The 13,653-nt window shown below is 67.7% G+C and carries 19 protein-coding genes; 4 read left to right on the top strand and 15 right to left on the bottom strand.

Annotated features, from left to right (window positions below; translation table 11 throughout):
* Positions 1-109: 109 nt before the first annotated feature.
* The 15 genes from secY to ABIC30_RS20300 all read right to left on the bottom strand — a co-directional run bounded on the left by secY (position 110) and on the right by ABIC30_RS20300 (position 9,168).
* Complete coding sequence (gene secY, locus ABIC30_RS20370; RefSeq protein WP_020096282.1) at positions 110-1,456, bottom strand: preprotein translocase subunit SecY; 1,347 nt, start codon at positions 1,454-1,456, stop codon at positions 110-112.
* Between the two features lie 145 nt (positions 1,457-1,601).
* Positions 1,602-2,105 carry a 50S ribosomal protein L15 gene (gene rplO / locus ABIC30_RS20365; protein WP_020096281.1) on the bottom strand — a complete coding sequence of 168 codons (504 nt, stop codon included), beginning with the start codon at positions 2,103-2,105 and terminating at the stop codon, positions 1,602-1,604.
* Positions 2,106-2,115: 10 nt separating this feature from the next.
* The gene (gene rpmD, locus ABIC30_RS20360; RefSeq protein WP_020096280.1) at positions 2,116-2,307 is read right to left on the bottom strand and encodes a 50S ribosomal protein L30; all 192 of its coding nucleotides are present in this window, start codon (positions 2,305-2,307) and stop codon (positions 2,116-2,118) included.
* Positions 2,308-2,318: 11 nt separating this feature from the next.
* Positions 2,319-2,906, bottom strand: a complete 588-nt coding sequence (gene rpsE, locus ABIC30_RS20355) for a 30S ribosomal protein S5 (RefSeq protein WP_012319173.1) — start codon at positions 2,904-2,906, stop codon at positions 2,319-2,321.
* A gap of 104 nt (positions 2,907-3,010) precedes the next feature.
* The gene (gene rplR / locus ABIC30_RS20350) at positions 3,011-3,373 is read right to left on the bottom strand and encodes a 50S ribosomal protein L18 (protein WP_020096279.1); all 363 of its coding nucleotides are present in this window, start codon (positions 3,371-3,373) and stop codon (positions 3,011-3,013) included.
* Positions 3,374-3,383: 10 nt separating this feature from the next.
* Positions 3,384-3,917 carry a 50S ribosomal protein L6 gene (rplF, locus tag ABIC30_RS20345; RefSeq protein ID WP_020096278.1) on the bottom strand — a complete coding sequence of 178 codons (534 nt, stop codon included), beginning with the start codon at positions 3,915-3,917 and terminating at the stop codon, positions 3,384-3,386.
* A 22-nt stretch (positions 3,918-3,939) separates the two neighbouring features.
* Positions 3,940-4,335, bottom strand: coding sequence for a 30S ribosomal protein S8 (gene rpsH, locus ABIC30_RS20340; protein ID WP_010686178.1), 396 nt, complete (start codon positions 4,333-4,335; stop codon positions 3,940-3,942).
* A 10-nt stretch (positions 4,336-4,345) separates the two neighbouring features.
* On the bottom strand, positions 4,346-4,651 hold the full coding sequence (gene rpsN / locus ABIC30_RS20335; RefSeq protein ID WP_010686179.1) for a 30S ribosomal protein S14: 306 nt from the start codon (positions 4,649-4,651) through the stop codon (positions 4,346-4,348).
* A 40-nt stretch (positions 4,652-4,691) separates the two neighbouring features.
* Positions 4,692-5,258 (bottom strand): 50S ribosomal protein L5, encoded by a 567-nt coding sequence (gene rplE, locus ABIC30_RS20330; RefSeq protein ID WP_020096277.1) that lies wholly within the window; start codon positions 5,256-5,258, stop codon positions 4,692-4,694.
* A complete protein-coding gene (gene rplX, locus ABIC30_RS20325) occupies positions 5,251-5,565 on the bottom strand; it encodes a 50S ribosomal protein L24 (protein WP_012319178.1) in 315 nt (104 codons plus the stop codon). Before rplX ends, rplE begins: the two co-directional genes overlap by 8 nt.
* Complete coding sequence (rplN, locus tag ABIC30_RS20320) at positions 5,565-5,933, bottom strand: 50S ribosomal protein L14 (protein ID WP_010686182.1); 369 nt, start codon at positions 5,931-5,933, stop codon at positions 5,565-5,567. The genes rplX and rplN overlap by 1 nt, the downstream gene beginning before the upstream one ends.
* Positions 5,934-6,335: 402 nt before the next feature.
* Positions 6,336-6,713, bottom strand: a complete 378-nt coding sequence (locus ABIC30_RS20315) for a hypothetical protein (protein ID WP_020096276.1) — start codon at positions 6,711-6,713, stop codon at positions 6,336-6,338.
* A 193-nt stretch (positions 6,714-6,906) separates the two neighbouring features.
* Positions 6,907-7,602: an amino acid ABC transporter permease gene (locus ABIC30_RS20310; protein ID WP_020096275.1), complete on the bottom strand. Its 696-nt coding sequence runs from the start codon at positions 7,600-7,602 to the stop codon at positions 6,907-6,909.
* Positions 7,599-8,345 (bottom strand): amino acid ABC transporter permease, encoded by a 747-nt coding sequence (locus ABIC30_RS20305; protein ID WP_354456029.1) that lies wholly within the window; start codon positions 8,343-8,345, stop codon positions 7,599-7,601. The genes ABIC30_RS20310 and ABIC30_RS20305 overlap by 4 nt, the downstream gene beginning before the upstream one ends.
* A gap of 19 nt (positions 8,346-8,364) precedes the next feature.
* On the bottom strand, positions 8,365-9,168 hold the full coding sequence (locus tag ABIC30_RS20300; protein WP_354456028.1) for an ABC transporter substrate-binding protein: 804 nt from the start codon (positions 9,166-9,168) through the stop codon (positions 8,365-8,367).
* Between the two features lie 774 nt (positions 9,169-9,942).
* Between ABIC30_RS20300 and rpsL the strand changes: the two genes are divergently transcribed.
* The 4 genes from rpsL to ABIC30_RS20280 form a co-directional block, all read left to right on the top strand.
* Positions 9,943-10,314: a 30S ribosomal protein S12 gene (rpsL, locus tag ABIC30_RS20295; RefSeq protein ID WP_007557568.1), complete on the top strand. Its 372-nt coding sequence runs from the start codon at positions 9,943-9,945 to the stop codon at positions 10,312-10,314.
* 128 nt (positions 10,315-10,442) lie between these two features.
* Positions 10,443-10,913: a 30S ribosomal protein S7 gene (gene rpsG, locus ABIC30_RS20290; protein WP_012319183.1), complete on the top strand. Its 471-nt coding sequence runs from the start codon at positions 10,443-10,445 to the stop codon at positions 10,911-10,913.
* Between the two features lie 30 nt (positions 10,914-10,943).
* A complete protein-coding gene (gene fusA / locus ABIC30_RS20285; RefSeq protein WP_020096272.1) occupies positions 10,944-13,019 on the top strand; it encodes an elongation factor G in 2,076 nt (691 codons plus the stop codon).
* 44 nt (positions 13,020-13,063) lie between these two features.
* Positions 13,064-13,653 (top strand): GTP-binding protein (locus tag ABIC30_RS20280; protein ID WP_354456027.1); only part of this gene is annotated, 590 nt, incomplete at its 3' end.

Below are 13,653 nucleotides of genomic sequence, written 5' to 3'. Positions count from 1 at the left end.
TGGCATCGCCGGGTTCGGGGTTTTCTAGCCGGTCCGGGCCGGTGAGGCATCCAGACCTTTGGGCCAGAGGCGGGAGCGTCCTCGGAGTCCGGCCGCCTCTGTAGCAGGCTCAGCGCCGCCGTTGCGTGGTCGACGCGCCACGCAGCTTGGCCTTCTTCACGAGGCCCTCGTACTGATGGGCCATCAGGTGCCCGTGGACCTGCGCCACCGTGTCCATCGTGACCGAGACCACGATGAGCAGGGACGTGCCGCCGAAGCCGAGGCTGGCCGCGGCGTAGGACGACAGGATCTCCGGGCAGAGGCACACGAGGGTCAGGTACAGGGCGCCGATCACCGTGATGCGAGTCAGCACCTTGTCGATGAAGGCCGCGGTGCGCTCGCCCGGCCGGATGCCCGGGATGAAGCCGCCATGCTTCTTCAGATTGTCGGCCGTCTCCTGCGGATTGAAGACGACTGCGGTGTAGAAGAACGTGAAGAAGATGATCAGCGCCGCGTAGAGCACCATGAACAGCGGGGTGCCGTGGCCGAGATAGGCCGTGACCGTGCCGAGCCAGCCCGTGGCGCCCCCGTTGGCCGAGAAGCTCGCGGCGGTCGCCGGCAGCAGCAGTAGCGACGAGGCGAAGATCGGCGGGATCACGCCCGAGGTGTTGAGCTTGAGCGGCAGGAACGAGGTCTGACCCTCGTACATGCGGTTGCCGACCTGGCGCTTCGGGTAGTTGATCAGGAGCCGGCGCTGGGCGCGCTCCATGAACACGATGAAGTAGACGAGCGCGACGGCGGCGACGCCGACGCCCAGGATGATCGCCGGGGACAGGGCGCCGGTGCGGCCGAGCTCGAGCGCGCCCGCGATCGCCACCGGCAGGTGGGCCACGATGCCGGCGAAGATGATCAGCGACGAGCCGTTGCCGATGCCGCGCGAGGTGATCTGCTCGCCGAGCCACATCAGGAACAGGGTTCCGCCCGTCAGGGTGATCACCGTCGAGGCCAGGAAGAACGGCCCCGGATCGATGGCGGCCGAGGAGCCCTGGAGGCCGATGGCGATGCCCCAGGACTGAACCAGCGCCAGCACCACCGTCAGGTAGCGGGTGTACTGGTTGATGACCTTGCGGCCCGACTCGCCCTCCTTCTTGAGCGCTTCCAGGCTCGGGATCACCGAGGTCAGGAGCTGCACGATGATCGAGGCCGAGATGTAGGGCATGATGTTCAGGGCGAAGATCGCCATGCGCTCCACGGCGCCGCCCGAGAACATGTTGAACAGGCCCAGCACGCCGCCCGCCTGCTGCTGGAAGTTCCGGGCGAACTGCTCCGGATCGATGCCGGGGATCGGGATGTACGTGCCCAGCCGGAACACCACGAGGGCGCCGAGCGTGAACCAGATGCGCTTCTTCAGCTCATCGGCCTTCGCGATCGCACCGAAATTGAGATTGGCGGCAAGCTGCTCGGCGGCTGAGGCCATAAGCGTCGCGTCCTGGAAGTGTCGCCGGGCGACCGGCGCCCGGATGAAATGAAAACGGCGGCCCGCGTGGTCGCAGGGCCGCCGCTCGAAGGATCGGCTTAAAGGGTGCGCGGAGCCCGTGCAACGGGTTCCGGAGTCGCTCCCGTCAGGCCGTGGCCGCCTCGCTGCCGCCGCGGGTGGAGGCACCCTGGGCGTAGACGGTGCTGACCGAGCCACCGGCCTTCTCGACCGCCTCGACGGCGGACTTGGAGGCGCGGGTCACCTCGAAGCTGAGCTTCGCGGTCAGCTCGCCGACGCCGAGCAGCTTCACGCCGTCACGGGGACGGGCGATGATGCCGGCGGCGACCAGGCTCTCCACCGTCACGGTGGCGGCCTTGTCGAGCTTGCCCGCGTCGACGGCCTCCTGGATCCGGCCGAGGTTCACCTCGTTCAAGTCCTGGGCGTAGAGGTTGTTGAAGCCGCGCTTCGGCAGGCGACGATGCAGCGGCATCTGACCGCCCTCGAAGCCCTTGATGGACACGCCGGTCCGGGCCTTCTGACCCTTCACGCCGCGACCCGCGGTCTTGCCCTTGCCGGAGCCGATGCCCCGACCCACGCGCATCCGGTTCTTGGTTGCGCCGGGGTTGTCGCTGATCTCGTTGAGCTTCATCGGGACCTCCTCACGCCACGTCGCCGTGGACGCGCACGAGGTGCGCAACCTTGCGGATCATGCCGCGAACGGAGGGAGTATCCTCCAGCTCGGACACGCGGTGGAGCTTGTTGAGCTTGAGGCCGATCAGCGTCTGGCGCTGGCTGGCCTCGCGGCGGATCGGCGAGCCGATCTGCTCGATGCGGACGGTCTTCTGTGCCATCGGACCCTCCCTTACGCGACCGCGGCTTCGGACTGGTCGGCCGGATCGGCATCGCGGCGACGCGACTGCAGCGTCGACACCTTGATGCCGCGGCGGGCCGCCACGGAGCGCGGGCTGTCCTCGTTCTTGAGCGCCTCGAAGGTGGCGCGCACGAGGTTGTAGGGGTTCGACGAACCCAGCGACTTGGCGACGACGTCCTGCATGCCGAGCGTCTCAAACACGGCGCGCATCGGGCCGCCGGCGATGATGCCGGTGCCCTGCGGGGCCGCGCGGAGGATCACCTTGCCTGCCCCGTGGCGGCCGTTGACGTCGTGGTGCAGGGTCCGGCCCTCGCGGAGGGAAACGCGGATCAGACCGCGCTTGGCGGCCTCGGTCGCCTTGCGGATGGCCTCCGGCACCTCGCGGGCCTTGCCGTGGCCGAAGCCGACGCGGCCCTTCTGGTCGCCGACGACGACGAGGGCGGCGAAGCCGAAGCGACGGCCGCCCTTGACCACCTTGGCGACGCGGTTGATGTGGACGAGCTTGTCCACGAACTCGCTGTCGCGCTCCTCGCGATCCTCGCGGCGGCCGCGGCCCCCGCCTTCACGTTCACGTGCCATGTTGTCTACCTGTCCATCTCACTGACGCGGCCGGCGGGGCCGCTCGCTCGATCGGGTTTCGGATATGCCGGGCGAAGAGGATCCGCCCGGCCCGCCGTCGTGACTTAGAACTCCAGGCCACCCTCGCGGGCGGCTTCGGCCACGGCGGCGACGCGGCCGTGGTAGATGTAGCCGGAGCGGTCGAAGATCACCTTCGTGACGCCCGCCGCCTTGGCGCGCTCGGCGACGAGCTTGCCCACCGCCTTGGCGGCGGCGACATCGGCGCCGGTCTTCAGTTCGCCCTTGAGCGCCTTGTCGATCGACGAGGCCGAGGCCAGCGTCTTGCCGGCGACGTCGTCGATGACCTGCACGTAGATCTGCTTCGACGAGCGGAACACCGAGAGCCGCGGACGGCCGTTGGCGGCCGCTCGCAGCGCGCGGCGGACGCGCGCCTTGCGGCGATCGAGGGCTTCGAGCTTGCGAGACATGATGCCCTCCTTACTTCTTCTTGCCTTCCTTGCGGAAGATGAACTCGCCCGCGTACTTCACGCCCTTGCCCTTGTAGGGCTCGGGTCCGCGGTAGTCGCGGATCTCGGCGGCGACCTGACCGACCTGCTGGCGGTTGATCCCGGAGATCGTGATCTCGGTGGGCTTCGGGGTAACGATCGTGATCCCGGCCGGGATCGCGTACTCAATGTCGTGGCTGTAGCCGAGCGACAGCTTCAGCGCCTTGCCGGCCATCGCGGCGCGATAGCCGACGCCGGTGATCTCGAGCTTCTTCTCGAAGCCCTTCGAAACACCCTCGGCGATGTTGGCGATCTGCGCCCGCGACGTGCCCCACAGGGAGCGCGCCGGCTTGGACTGGTTGACGGGCTGCACCTCGATGGCGCCGTCCTTCATCGCCACGTTGACGAGCGACGGAACGACGAACGACAGCTCGCCCTTCGAACCCTTCATCTTCACCGTCTGACCGGTGACCGTGGCGGTAACGCCGGCCGGTACGGGGACCGGCTTCTTGCCTACGCGAGACATGGGATAACCTCCTCCGTCCCGATCAGAACACGGTGCAGAGCACTTCACCGCCGACGTTGCGCTCACGCGCCTCGTGGTCGGCCATGACGCCCTGCGGGGTGGAGACGATGGTGACGCCGAGGCCGTCGGCCACGTGCGGCAGCTCGCCGACCGACGAGTAGACCCGGCGGCCCGGCTTCGAGACGCGCTTGATCTCGCGGATCACGGGGCGCCCGTCGTAGTACTTGAGCTCGATGGCGAACTCGGTGCGGCCGTTGCCGAGGTCGGTCGCCGCGTAGTCGCGGATGTAGCCCTCGGACTTCAGGACGTCGAGGACGCTGGCGCGCAGGCGCGAGCCGGGCGTCTGGACGACGTTGCGACGGCGCAGCTGGCCGTTGCGGATGCGGGTGAGCATGTCGCCCACGGGATCGTTGACCATGGGGACCTCCTTACCAGCTCGACTTGACCAGACCGGGGATCAGGCCCCGGTTGCCAAGCTCGCGCAGCGCCACGCGCGAGATGCCCATCTTGCGGTAGTAGGCGCGCGGACGGCCGGTCATGCCGCAACGGTTGCGGATGCGCGTGGCCGACGAGTTGCGCGGCAGCTCCGCGAGCTTGAGGCGCGCCTCGAAGCGCTCCTCCATCTCGAGGGCGTCGTTGTTGGCGATCTCGAGGAGCGCCTTCCGCTTGGCCGCGAAGCGCTTCACCAGCGCCTTGCGGGCCTCATTCTTCTCGACTGAGCTTTTCTTCGACATGTCGTCTATCTCCGGTGTCCGCGTCTGAGACCCGAGGGCCTCACTGCCGGAACGGGAACTTGAAGGCGGCGAGCAGCGCCTTGGCCTCGGCATCGGTCTTGGCGGTGGTCGCCACGACGATGTCCATGCCCCACATCTGCTCGGCCTTGTCGTAGGAGATCTCCGGGAACACGAGGTGCTCCTTGAGACCCAGGGCGTAGTTGCCGCGGCCGTCGAACGAGCGCGGGTTCAGGCCGCGGAAGTCACGCACGCGCGGCAGCGCGATGGTGATCAGCCGGTCCATGAACTCGTACATGCGCTGCTTGCGCAGGGTCACCTTGCAGCCGATCGGCATGCCCTCGCGGACCTTGAAAGTCGCGATGGCCTTGCGGGCCTTGGTTATGACCGGCTTCTGGCCGGCGATCAGGGCGAGGTCGCCCGCCGCCACCGAGGCCTTCTTCGAGTCCGCGGTGGACTCGCCGACGCCCATGTTGATCACGATCTTCGTGATCTGCGGCACTTCCATGGGGTTCTTGTAGCCGAACTCTTCGATCAGCTTCTGGCGAACCACCTCGTCGTAGTGCTTGCGCAGGCGCGGGGTGTAGGCGTTCTTGTCGGCCTCAGCCATCGATCTGATCCCCCGTGGTCTTGGCGAACCGGACCTTGCGCCCGTCTTCGAGGATGCGGAAACCCACGCGGGTCGGCTTGCCGTTGGCATCCGCGACCGCGATGTTCGAGAGCTGGATGGCGGCCTCCTTGGAGATGATGCCGCCTTCCTGGTTCTGGGTCTGCTTCTGGTGCTTCTTCACCAGGTTGATGCCGCGCACGAAGGCCCGGCCTTCCTTCGGCAGAACCTGGATCACCTCGCCCGACCGGCCCGAATCACGGCCGGTGAGCACGACGACCTTGTCGCCCTTCTTGATCTTGGCGGCCATTACAGCACCTCCGGAGCCAGGGAGATGATCTTCATGTGGTTGCGGGCGCGGAGCTCGCGCGGCACCGGTCCGAAGATACGGGTGCCGATCGGCTCCTTCTGATTGTTGATCAGGACCGCGGCGTTCTTGTCGAAGCGGATCACCGAACCGTCGGCGCGCTTCACGTCCTTCGCCGTGCGGACGACGACCGCCTTCATGACGTCGCCCTTCTTGACGCGACCGCGCGGGATCGCCTCCTTGACGGAGACGACGATCACGTCGCCGACGCCGGCATACTTGCGCTTCGACCCGCCGAGAACCTTGATGCACATCACACGGCGTGCACCCGAGTTGTCGGCGACGTCCAGATTCGTCTGCATCTGGATCACGTGCGTGACTCCTTGTTTCAGGCGGGTTTCCGCACACGGACGGTATTGCCCGGCGGACGACGCCTGATGGGGACCTGACGCCCCCGGCTCATGTGTTCGACCGCGCTGGCGGTGTCGTCAGACACCGGCGCGGTCACCGCGTTCACGGGGTGCGAGCACCCATCGGAAATGTCGCGAAGGCCGGGCGCATACTACGGGCCGCGGGTGATGGCAAGCGGAGCGGCGGGAAATCGTCGCTGCCGCATAGGGGGGCTGATCCGGCTTCGGGGCTGGTCCGCGGCGCCGCGCGGCTCGATCGCTGCGGTGCCCGCCCGTCCGGCCGCGGAACGCGAGCCCTGAACGTGCGACGACCGGCGCGCCTTTCGGCGCGCCGGTCGGTTGACGTGCAGCGTTCGGGGTCGATCAGATCGGCTGGCCGGCCGTCTCGAACAGGAATCCGTCGAGGCTCGGGATGGTGACCGAGGCTTCGCTCGCGGGCCTCGACAGGCGCCAGGGCCGCTCCGACCGGGCGCGAATCGCCTCGGACGGGCGAAGCCGCCGCATTAGGCCGTCCTCGCCGACCTCCTCGATCGCCAGGAAGCCGTAGACCTGCAGCCGCGAGGCGGTGAGCTTGAGGCCGCGATCCTCCGCGGCGACGACCATGCTGCCAGTCGCGTAGACAGCGTCCAGGAGGGAGCGCTGCTCGCTGCGGCGACGGTTGCGCGCCTCCCGCTCGCCGGGGGCCTGGGCGGGAATCGGCCGCCGGAACGGAACGACGTTGCTGACCGCGACGCAACCCATACGCAACACCCTCGACGCGAACCTGCGGCGGCGACTTGGCCGCCCGATGTGCGCGACAATTCGATGGATCGCTTTAATTCTCCGTAGACCGTGCCGGCGCGCACCTGCCCCGATCCGGTACGCCTTGCACGTGTGCCCCGGTAAATCGGTCGTGTCCCGCGAGCCGGCTCGGGCGCGTCGGCCGGCCGCTCCGTCACGGGGTGCGATGTGCCGCGACCTTGCCGGTATTCGTCAGCCGGGCGGCCAGCCCGTCGAGACCGGCGCAGAGGATGCCGTACACGGCACCGACGAAGAGGAAGATCTCGGCCGGGTAGACCATCGCGCGGTTGTTCACCTGCGCCGCCACGAAGGCGAGTTCGGGCACGCCGATCACGTAGGCGAGCGACGTGTCCTTGATGAGCGTGGTCCATTGGTTGACGAAGGACGGTGCCATGGCCCGCAGCGCCTGCGGGAGGACGACGAAGCGCAGGGTGCGCCAGGGGTCGAGGCCGAGCGCGAGGCCGGCCTCCCACTGACCACGGCCGACGCTCGCGATGCCCGCCGCCACCCCGTAGGACAGGTAGGCGCCTCCGACGAGCGACAGCGCCACCGCGACCGTGCCGATCTCGGGGATCGACACGCCGAACAGGATCGGCAGCAGGAAGTAGGTCCAGAAGATCAGCATCACGACCGGCACGGCGCGGAGGAAGCCGAGCCCGGCTGTGAGCGCTGCCCGGGCCGCGCCCGCGCTCACGGCCAGGGCGATGCCGAGGACGAGCCCGAGCGCGGCCGAGGCCAGACCGGACAGGCCGGAGAGGATCAGCGTCAGGGCCAGCCCGCCGACCGGCCCGTCGGGCCAGGCCCCGACCATTAGGTAGCCGAGATTGTCGATGATGACCGACGGATTCATCGGTGCCGGCCCGGTCGACGGGCGCGGCGGTCGAGCATCTGCCCGGTCGTCTCTGCCGCGGCGGCCGCGCCGACGTAGAGCAGCGTCGCGATGCCGAAGGCCTGGAAGGCCTGGAAGGTCTGGAAGGTCTCGGTCTCCACCTGCCGCGACGCGTAGGACAGCTCCGCGAGGCCGATCGTCATGGTCAGTGACGTGTTCTTGAGCGTGTTGAGGTACTGGCCGACGATCGGCAGCCAGGCGACGCGCAGGGCCTGGGGCAGAGCGATGTGGCGGAACGCCTGGACGGGCGTGAGGCCGAGGGCCAGGGCCGCCGCCCGCTGAGCGGGCCGGACGGCCCTGATGCCGGCGCGGAGTTCCTCGGCGATGTAGGCGCCCGCGTAGAGCGTGAGCCCGCAGAACCCGGCGAGGCTCTCGTAAGCGGGCCAGCGCAGGATCCCGAATCCCAGGTCCAGGACGTGCGGCGCGTTGAGCCAGGCCGTCACGCCCTGCGGCAGGGCGGCGGCCACCGCGAAGTACCAGACGAAGAGTTGCACCAGCAGCGGCGTGTTGCGGACGATGCCGACGGAGACGGCCACGGCGCCGCGCCCGGCGCGCCCGCCCGCCTCGCGCAGCCCGCACGCCGCGAGGCCCAGCACCGTGCCGGCAAGGCAGGTGGCTGCCGACAAGGTCAGGGTCGTCCCGAAGCCTTGCAGCAGCCAGACGAGGTAGCGCGGCGCGAGTGGATCGCCGAACAGCGCGGCCATCGTCGTCGTGCCGCCCCGGTCAGGGACGGTCCCCGATCCGGAACAGTCGCGGCAGCGGCTGCTCGGTCGCGGGCCCGAACCAGCGATCATAGATCGCCGCCGCCCTGCCGCTCGACTCCAGGCCGCGCAGGGTCTCGTTCACGCGGTCCCGGAGCCGCGCCTCATCCTTCGGGATGCCGACGCCGATATAGTCGTTGGAGATGCTGAAGGCGGGGATCTCGTAGTTCTGCCGGTCCGGCACCTTCGCGAGCAGCCCGACCAGCTTCGGGCCGTCCTGCGTGATCGCCTGGACATTGCCGTTGCGCAGGGCCGTGAATGCGAAGGGCGTGTCGTCGAAGGCGACCACGACCGCCTTCGGGAAGTCGCGGTGCAGGACGATCTCGTTGGTGGTGCCCTTGTCTGCACCGATTCGAAGCCCATTGAGCTGCTCCGGCGACGACAGGGTGCCCTTCTTGGCCAGGAACTGCTGGCCGGAGGCGAAGTACGGGATGCTGAAATCGAGCTGCCTAGCCCGCTCGTCCGTGATGGTGAAGTTCGCCAGAACCAGATCGACCTTGCCGGAGGTCAGCAGCGGGATACGATTCGCCGGGTTGGTGGGCCGGATCTCCAGCTTGACGCCGAGCGCGTCGGCGATGGCCTGCGCGTAGTCGACGTCGAGGCCGGCGATCCGTTTCCTCGCGGGATCGACGAAGCCGAACGGCGGGTTGCTGTCGAAGGCGGCGACCCGGAAAACGCCGGCCTTTCTGATGTCGTCCAGACGGTCGGCCGTTGCGGGGCCGACCGACAGGAGGGTCGCGAGAACGAGGGCGAAGAGGCGGCGCACGGGTGACTCCGTCGAATGGTTCGGGGCCGGTACAGGCAGAGCGATGATCAAATATCGCGAATATTGCAGTCTAAACCGCGTCGGACTCCTGAGTTGAGGTATAAATCGATCTTGTCTTCGCTCTTTGCGCAAAGTCAGAGGATGCCAGTCGGATTTATCTCGACCGCCGCCACATTTTCATCTTTGGAGAACGCGAAAATCAACGGAGAAAGATTCTATTTTTTCCTCGCGGGTGGGCGCCGCTCGCCGAAAGATCTGGCGGCTGCGGGGCAGATTTTCCTGCCGCGCCCGGGCACGGCCCGAGGCTGCGCCGAAGTCCCGCCGCCACGTGGCCGGCCTGCCCCGGCTTCCGTTGACGGGACAAGGCGCCGTGCGCGATAGCGGTCCCTCGGCTCCGCCGTCGCGAAGGCTCGCCGATCGCGGGCGCCGTGCGCGCCCTTGACCGATCCTTAACCTCCGCCGCGGTGCAGTTTTCTGCCGTGACCGCATTGACCTGCGGCGCAACGGCGTCTAGAAGCGCGCCACTTCGGACGGCCATCGGCTGCCGACGGCCCTTGGGCGCAACCCCGGAAGCCGCCGCCATCGCCCCGAGCGCTCCGAGGGTTCAAATCGCCTGACGCTGTAAGTCAGATCCGTAGGTACGAGCGCGTTCGTTTCGGGCGTGCTCCTCTGCCCACACCGCGCCGAGGGTCCGTGACAGGCCCTCCGGCGCATATTCGTTTTGCGGACTGCCCTGCGCAGTTCGGACTAGGTGACCGAGGAAGAGGGCACAGGATGCCGACGATCAACCAGCTGATCGCCCAGCCGCGGAAGATCCAGCGGAGCCGCAACAAGGTTCCGGCGCTCGACGCTTGCCCGCAGAAGCGCGGCGTCTGCACCCGCGTTTACACGACGACCCCGAAGAAGCCGAACTCGGCGCTCCGGAAGGTCGCCAAGGTGCGCCTCACCAACGGTTTCGAGGTGATCGGCTACATCCCGGGCGAGGGTCACAACCTTCAGGAGCACTCCGTGGTGATGATCCGCGGCGGCCGCGTGAAGGATCTTCCGGGTGTGCGCTACCACATCCTGCGCGGCGTGCTCGACACGCAGGGCGTGAAGAACCGCAAGCAGCGCCGGTCGAAGTACGGCGCCAAGCGCCCGAAGTAAGTCGGACGCCCGGATATTTCCCGGGCGCCGGTACGCGTTTCCACGGCCTCGCAAGGATGTCGCCGGCCTCAGGGCTAAGGCGGCCTGCGCGGGGCGCTTAAGATCTTTTCGTTCGAGAGTCTCAGAAGATGTCCCGTCGTCACTCTGCCGAGAAGCGTGAGATCATCCCGGACCCGAAGTACGGGGACGTGGTGCTGACGAAGTTCATGAACTCCATCATGTACGAGGGCAAGAAGTCGACCGCCGAGCGGATCGTCTACGGTGCCTTCGACATCGTCGAGAACCGCGCCCGGGCCAACCCGATCGAGGTGTTCCGCGCCGCGCTCGACAACGTCGCCCCGATGATCGAGGTCCGCTCCCGCCGCGTCGGCGGCGCGACCTACCAGGTCCCCGTCGAGGTCCGCACCGAGCGCCGCCAGGCCCTCGCGATCCGCTGGCTGATCCAGGCCGCGCGTTCGCGCAACGACCGCACCATGGTCGAGCGCCTCTCGGCCGAGCTGCTCGACGCCGCGAACAACCGCGGCAACGCCGTCAAGAAGCGCGAAGACACGCACCGGATGGCGGAAGCCAACCGCGCCTTCTCGCACTACCGCTGGTAAGCGGTTCCGCCGTCTCTCAGGAGCAATTCGATGCCCCGCACGCACGCGATCGAGGACTACCGCAACTTCGGCATCATGGCCCACATCGATGCCGGCAAGACCACGACGACCGAGCGGATCCTCTACTACACCGGAAAGTCCCACAAGATCGGCGAGGTCCATGAGGGCGCCGCCACCATGGACTGGATGGCGCAGGAGCAGGAGCGTGGCATCACGATCACCTCGGCTGCGACGACCTGCTTCTGGCGCGACAAGCGCCTGAACATCATCGACACCCCCGGCCACGTCGACTTCACCATCGAGGTCGAGCGCTCGCTCCGCGTCCTCGACGGCGCCGTGTGCGTGCTCGACGGCAACCAGGGCGTCGAGCCGCAGACCGAGACCGTGTGGCGTCAGGCCGACAAGTACGACGTGCCGCGCGTCGTGTTCGTCAACAAGATGGACAAGATCGGCGCCGACTTCTTCAAATGCGTCGCCGACATCATCGACCGCGTCGCCGGCAAGCCCGTCTGCCTGCAGCTGCCGATCGGCGCCGAGTCGAGCTTCCAGGGCGTGATCGACCTCATCAAGATGAAGGCGATCGTCTGGTCGGGTGAGGCGCTGGGCGCCAACTTCGACGAGACCGAGATCCCGGCCGACCTCAAGGACCAGGCCGTCGAGTACCGCACCAAGCTGGTCGAGGCCTGCGTCGAGCTCGACGACGACGCCATGGCCGCCTACCTCGACGGCAACGAGCCCGACGAGGCCACCATGCGCGTCCTGGTGCGCAAGGCCGTCCAGCTGCGCGCCTTCCACCCGGTGCTCTGCGGCTCGGCGTTCAAGAACAAGGGCGTGCAGCCGCTCCTCGACGCCGTCGTGGATTACCTGCCCTCCCCGGCCGATCGCGGCGAGATCAAGGGCATCGACTTCAAGACCGAGGAAGAGACCGTCCGTCACCCGTCGGACGCGGATCCCTTCTCCATGCTCGCCTTCAAGATCATGGACGATCCGCATGTCGGCACGATCACCTTCTGCCGTGTGTATTCGGGCAAGGTCGAGACCGGCGCCAACGTGCTGAACTCGTCGCGCGACAAGAAGGAGCGCGTCGGCCGCATGCTCCTGATGCACGCCAACAACCGTGAGGACATCAAGGAGGCCTTCGCGGGCGACATCGTCGCGCTGGCCGGCCTCAAGGACACCCGCACGGGCGACACCCTCTGCGACCCGCAGAAGGCCGTGATCCTCGAGAAGATGGAGTTCCCCGAGCCCGTCATCGAGATCGCCGTCGAGCCGAAGTCGAAGGCCGACCAGGAGAAGCTCGGCATCGCGCTCTCGAAGCTCGCCGCCGAGGACCCGTCCTTCCGCGTCTCCACCGACCAGGAATCCGGCCAGACCATCCTCAAGGGGATGGGCGAGCTCCACCTGGACATCAAGGTCGACATCCTGCGCCGCACCTACAAGGTCGACGCGAATATCGGCCAGCCGCAGGTCGCCTACCGCGAGAAGCTGACGCGCCGTCAGGAGATCGACTACACGCACAAGAAGCAGACCGGCGGTACCGGTCAGTTCGCCCGCGTGAAGTTCGTCGTCGAGCCGAACGAGCCGGGCGCCGGCTTCTCGTTCGAGTCGAAGATCGTCGGCGGCGCGGTGCCCAAGGAGTACATCCCGGGCGTCGAGAAGGGCCTCAACTCGGTCCTCGGCGCGGGCGTCCTCGCCGGCTTCCCGGTGGTCGACGTCAAGGTCGAGCTGGTCGACGGCGCCTACCACGACGTCGACTCCTCGGCGCTCGCCTTCGAGATCGCCTCCCGCGCCGCCTTCCGCGAGGCGCTGCAGAAGGGCGGCTCGGTTCTGCTCGAGCCGGTGATGAAGGTCGAGGTCGTCTCGCCGGAGGAGTACACCGGCTCGGTCATCGGCGACCTGAACGCCCGCCGCGGCCAGATCCAGGGTCAGGACATGCGCGGCAACGCCAACGTCATCAACGCGATGGTGCCGCTGGCCAACATGTTCGGCTACGTGAACCAGCTGCGCTCCTTCTCGCAGGGCCGCGCCAACTTCACGATGCAGTTCGATCACTACGAAGAGGTGCCGCGCGGCGAGGCCGACAAGGTCATCGCCAAGTACGCCTAAGCATCTCTTCTTCCGCAACGCGAATTCGAATCTAGGAGGCTCTGATGGGCAAGGAAAAGTTCTCCCGCACCAAGCCGCACTGCAACATTGGCACGATCGGCCACGTCGATCACGGCAAGACGTCTCTGACGGCGGCGATCACGAAGGTCCTGGCCGAGACGGGCGGGGCGACGTTCACGGCCTACGACCAGATCGACAAGGCGCCTGAGGAGAAGGCGCGCGGGATCACGATCTCGACGGCGCACGTGGAGTACGAGACGCAGAACCGTCACTACGCGCACGTGGATTGCCCCGGCCACGCCGACTACGTGAAGAACATGATCACGGGCGCGGCGCAGATGGACGGCGCGATCCTGGTGGTGTCGGCGGCCGACGGCCCGATGCCGCAGACCCGCGAGCACATCCTGCTGGCCCGCCAGGTCGGCGTTCCGGCGCTGGTGGTGTTCCTCAACAAGGTCGACATGGTCGACGACGAGGAGCTCCTGGAGCTGGTCGAGCTGGAGGTGCGCGAGCTGCTGTCGAAGTACGACTTCCCGGGCGACGACATCCCGATCACCAAGGGCTCGGCGCTGATGGCGCTCGAGGACAAGGAGCCGAAGATCGGCAAGGAGGCGGTCCTGGCGCTGATGGCGAC

The organism is Methylobacterium sp. 1030 (assembly GCF_040544715.1).
GTDB lineage: Bacteria > Pseudomonadota > Alphaproteobacteria > Rhizobiales > Beijerinckiaceae > Methylobacterium.
Note: the sequence above shows the minus strand (reverse complement) of the source record. Positions and strands in the feature narration are given on the sequence as shown.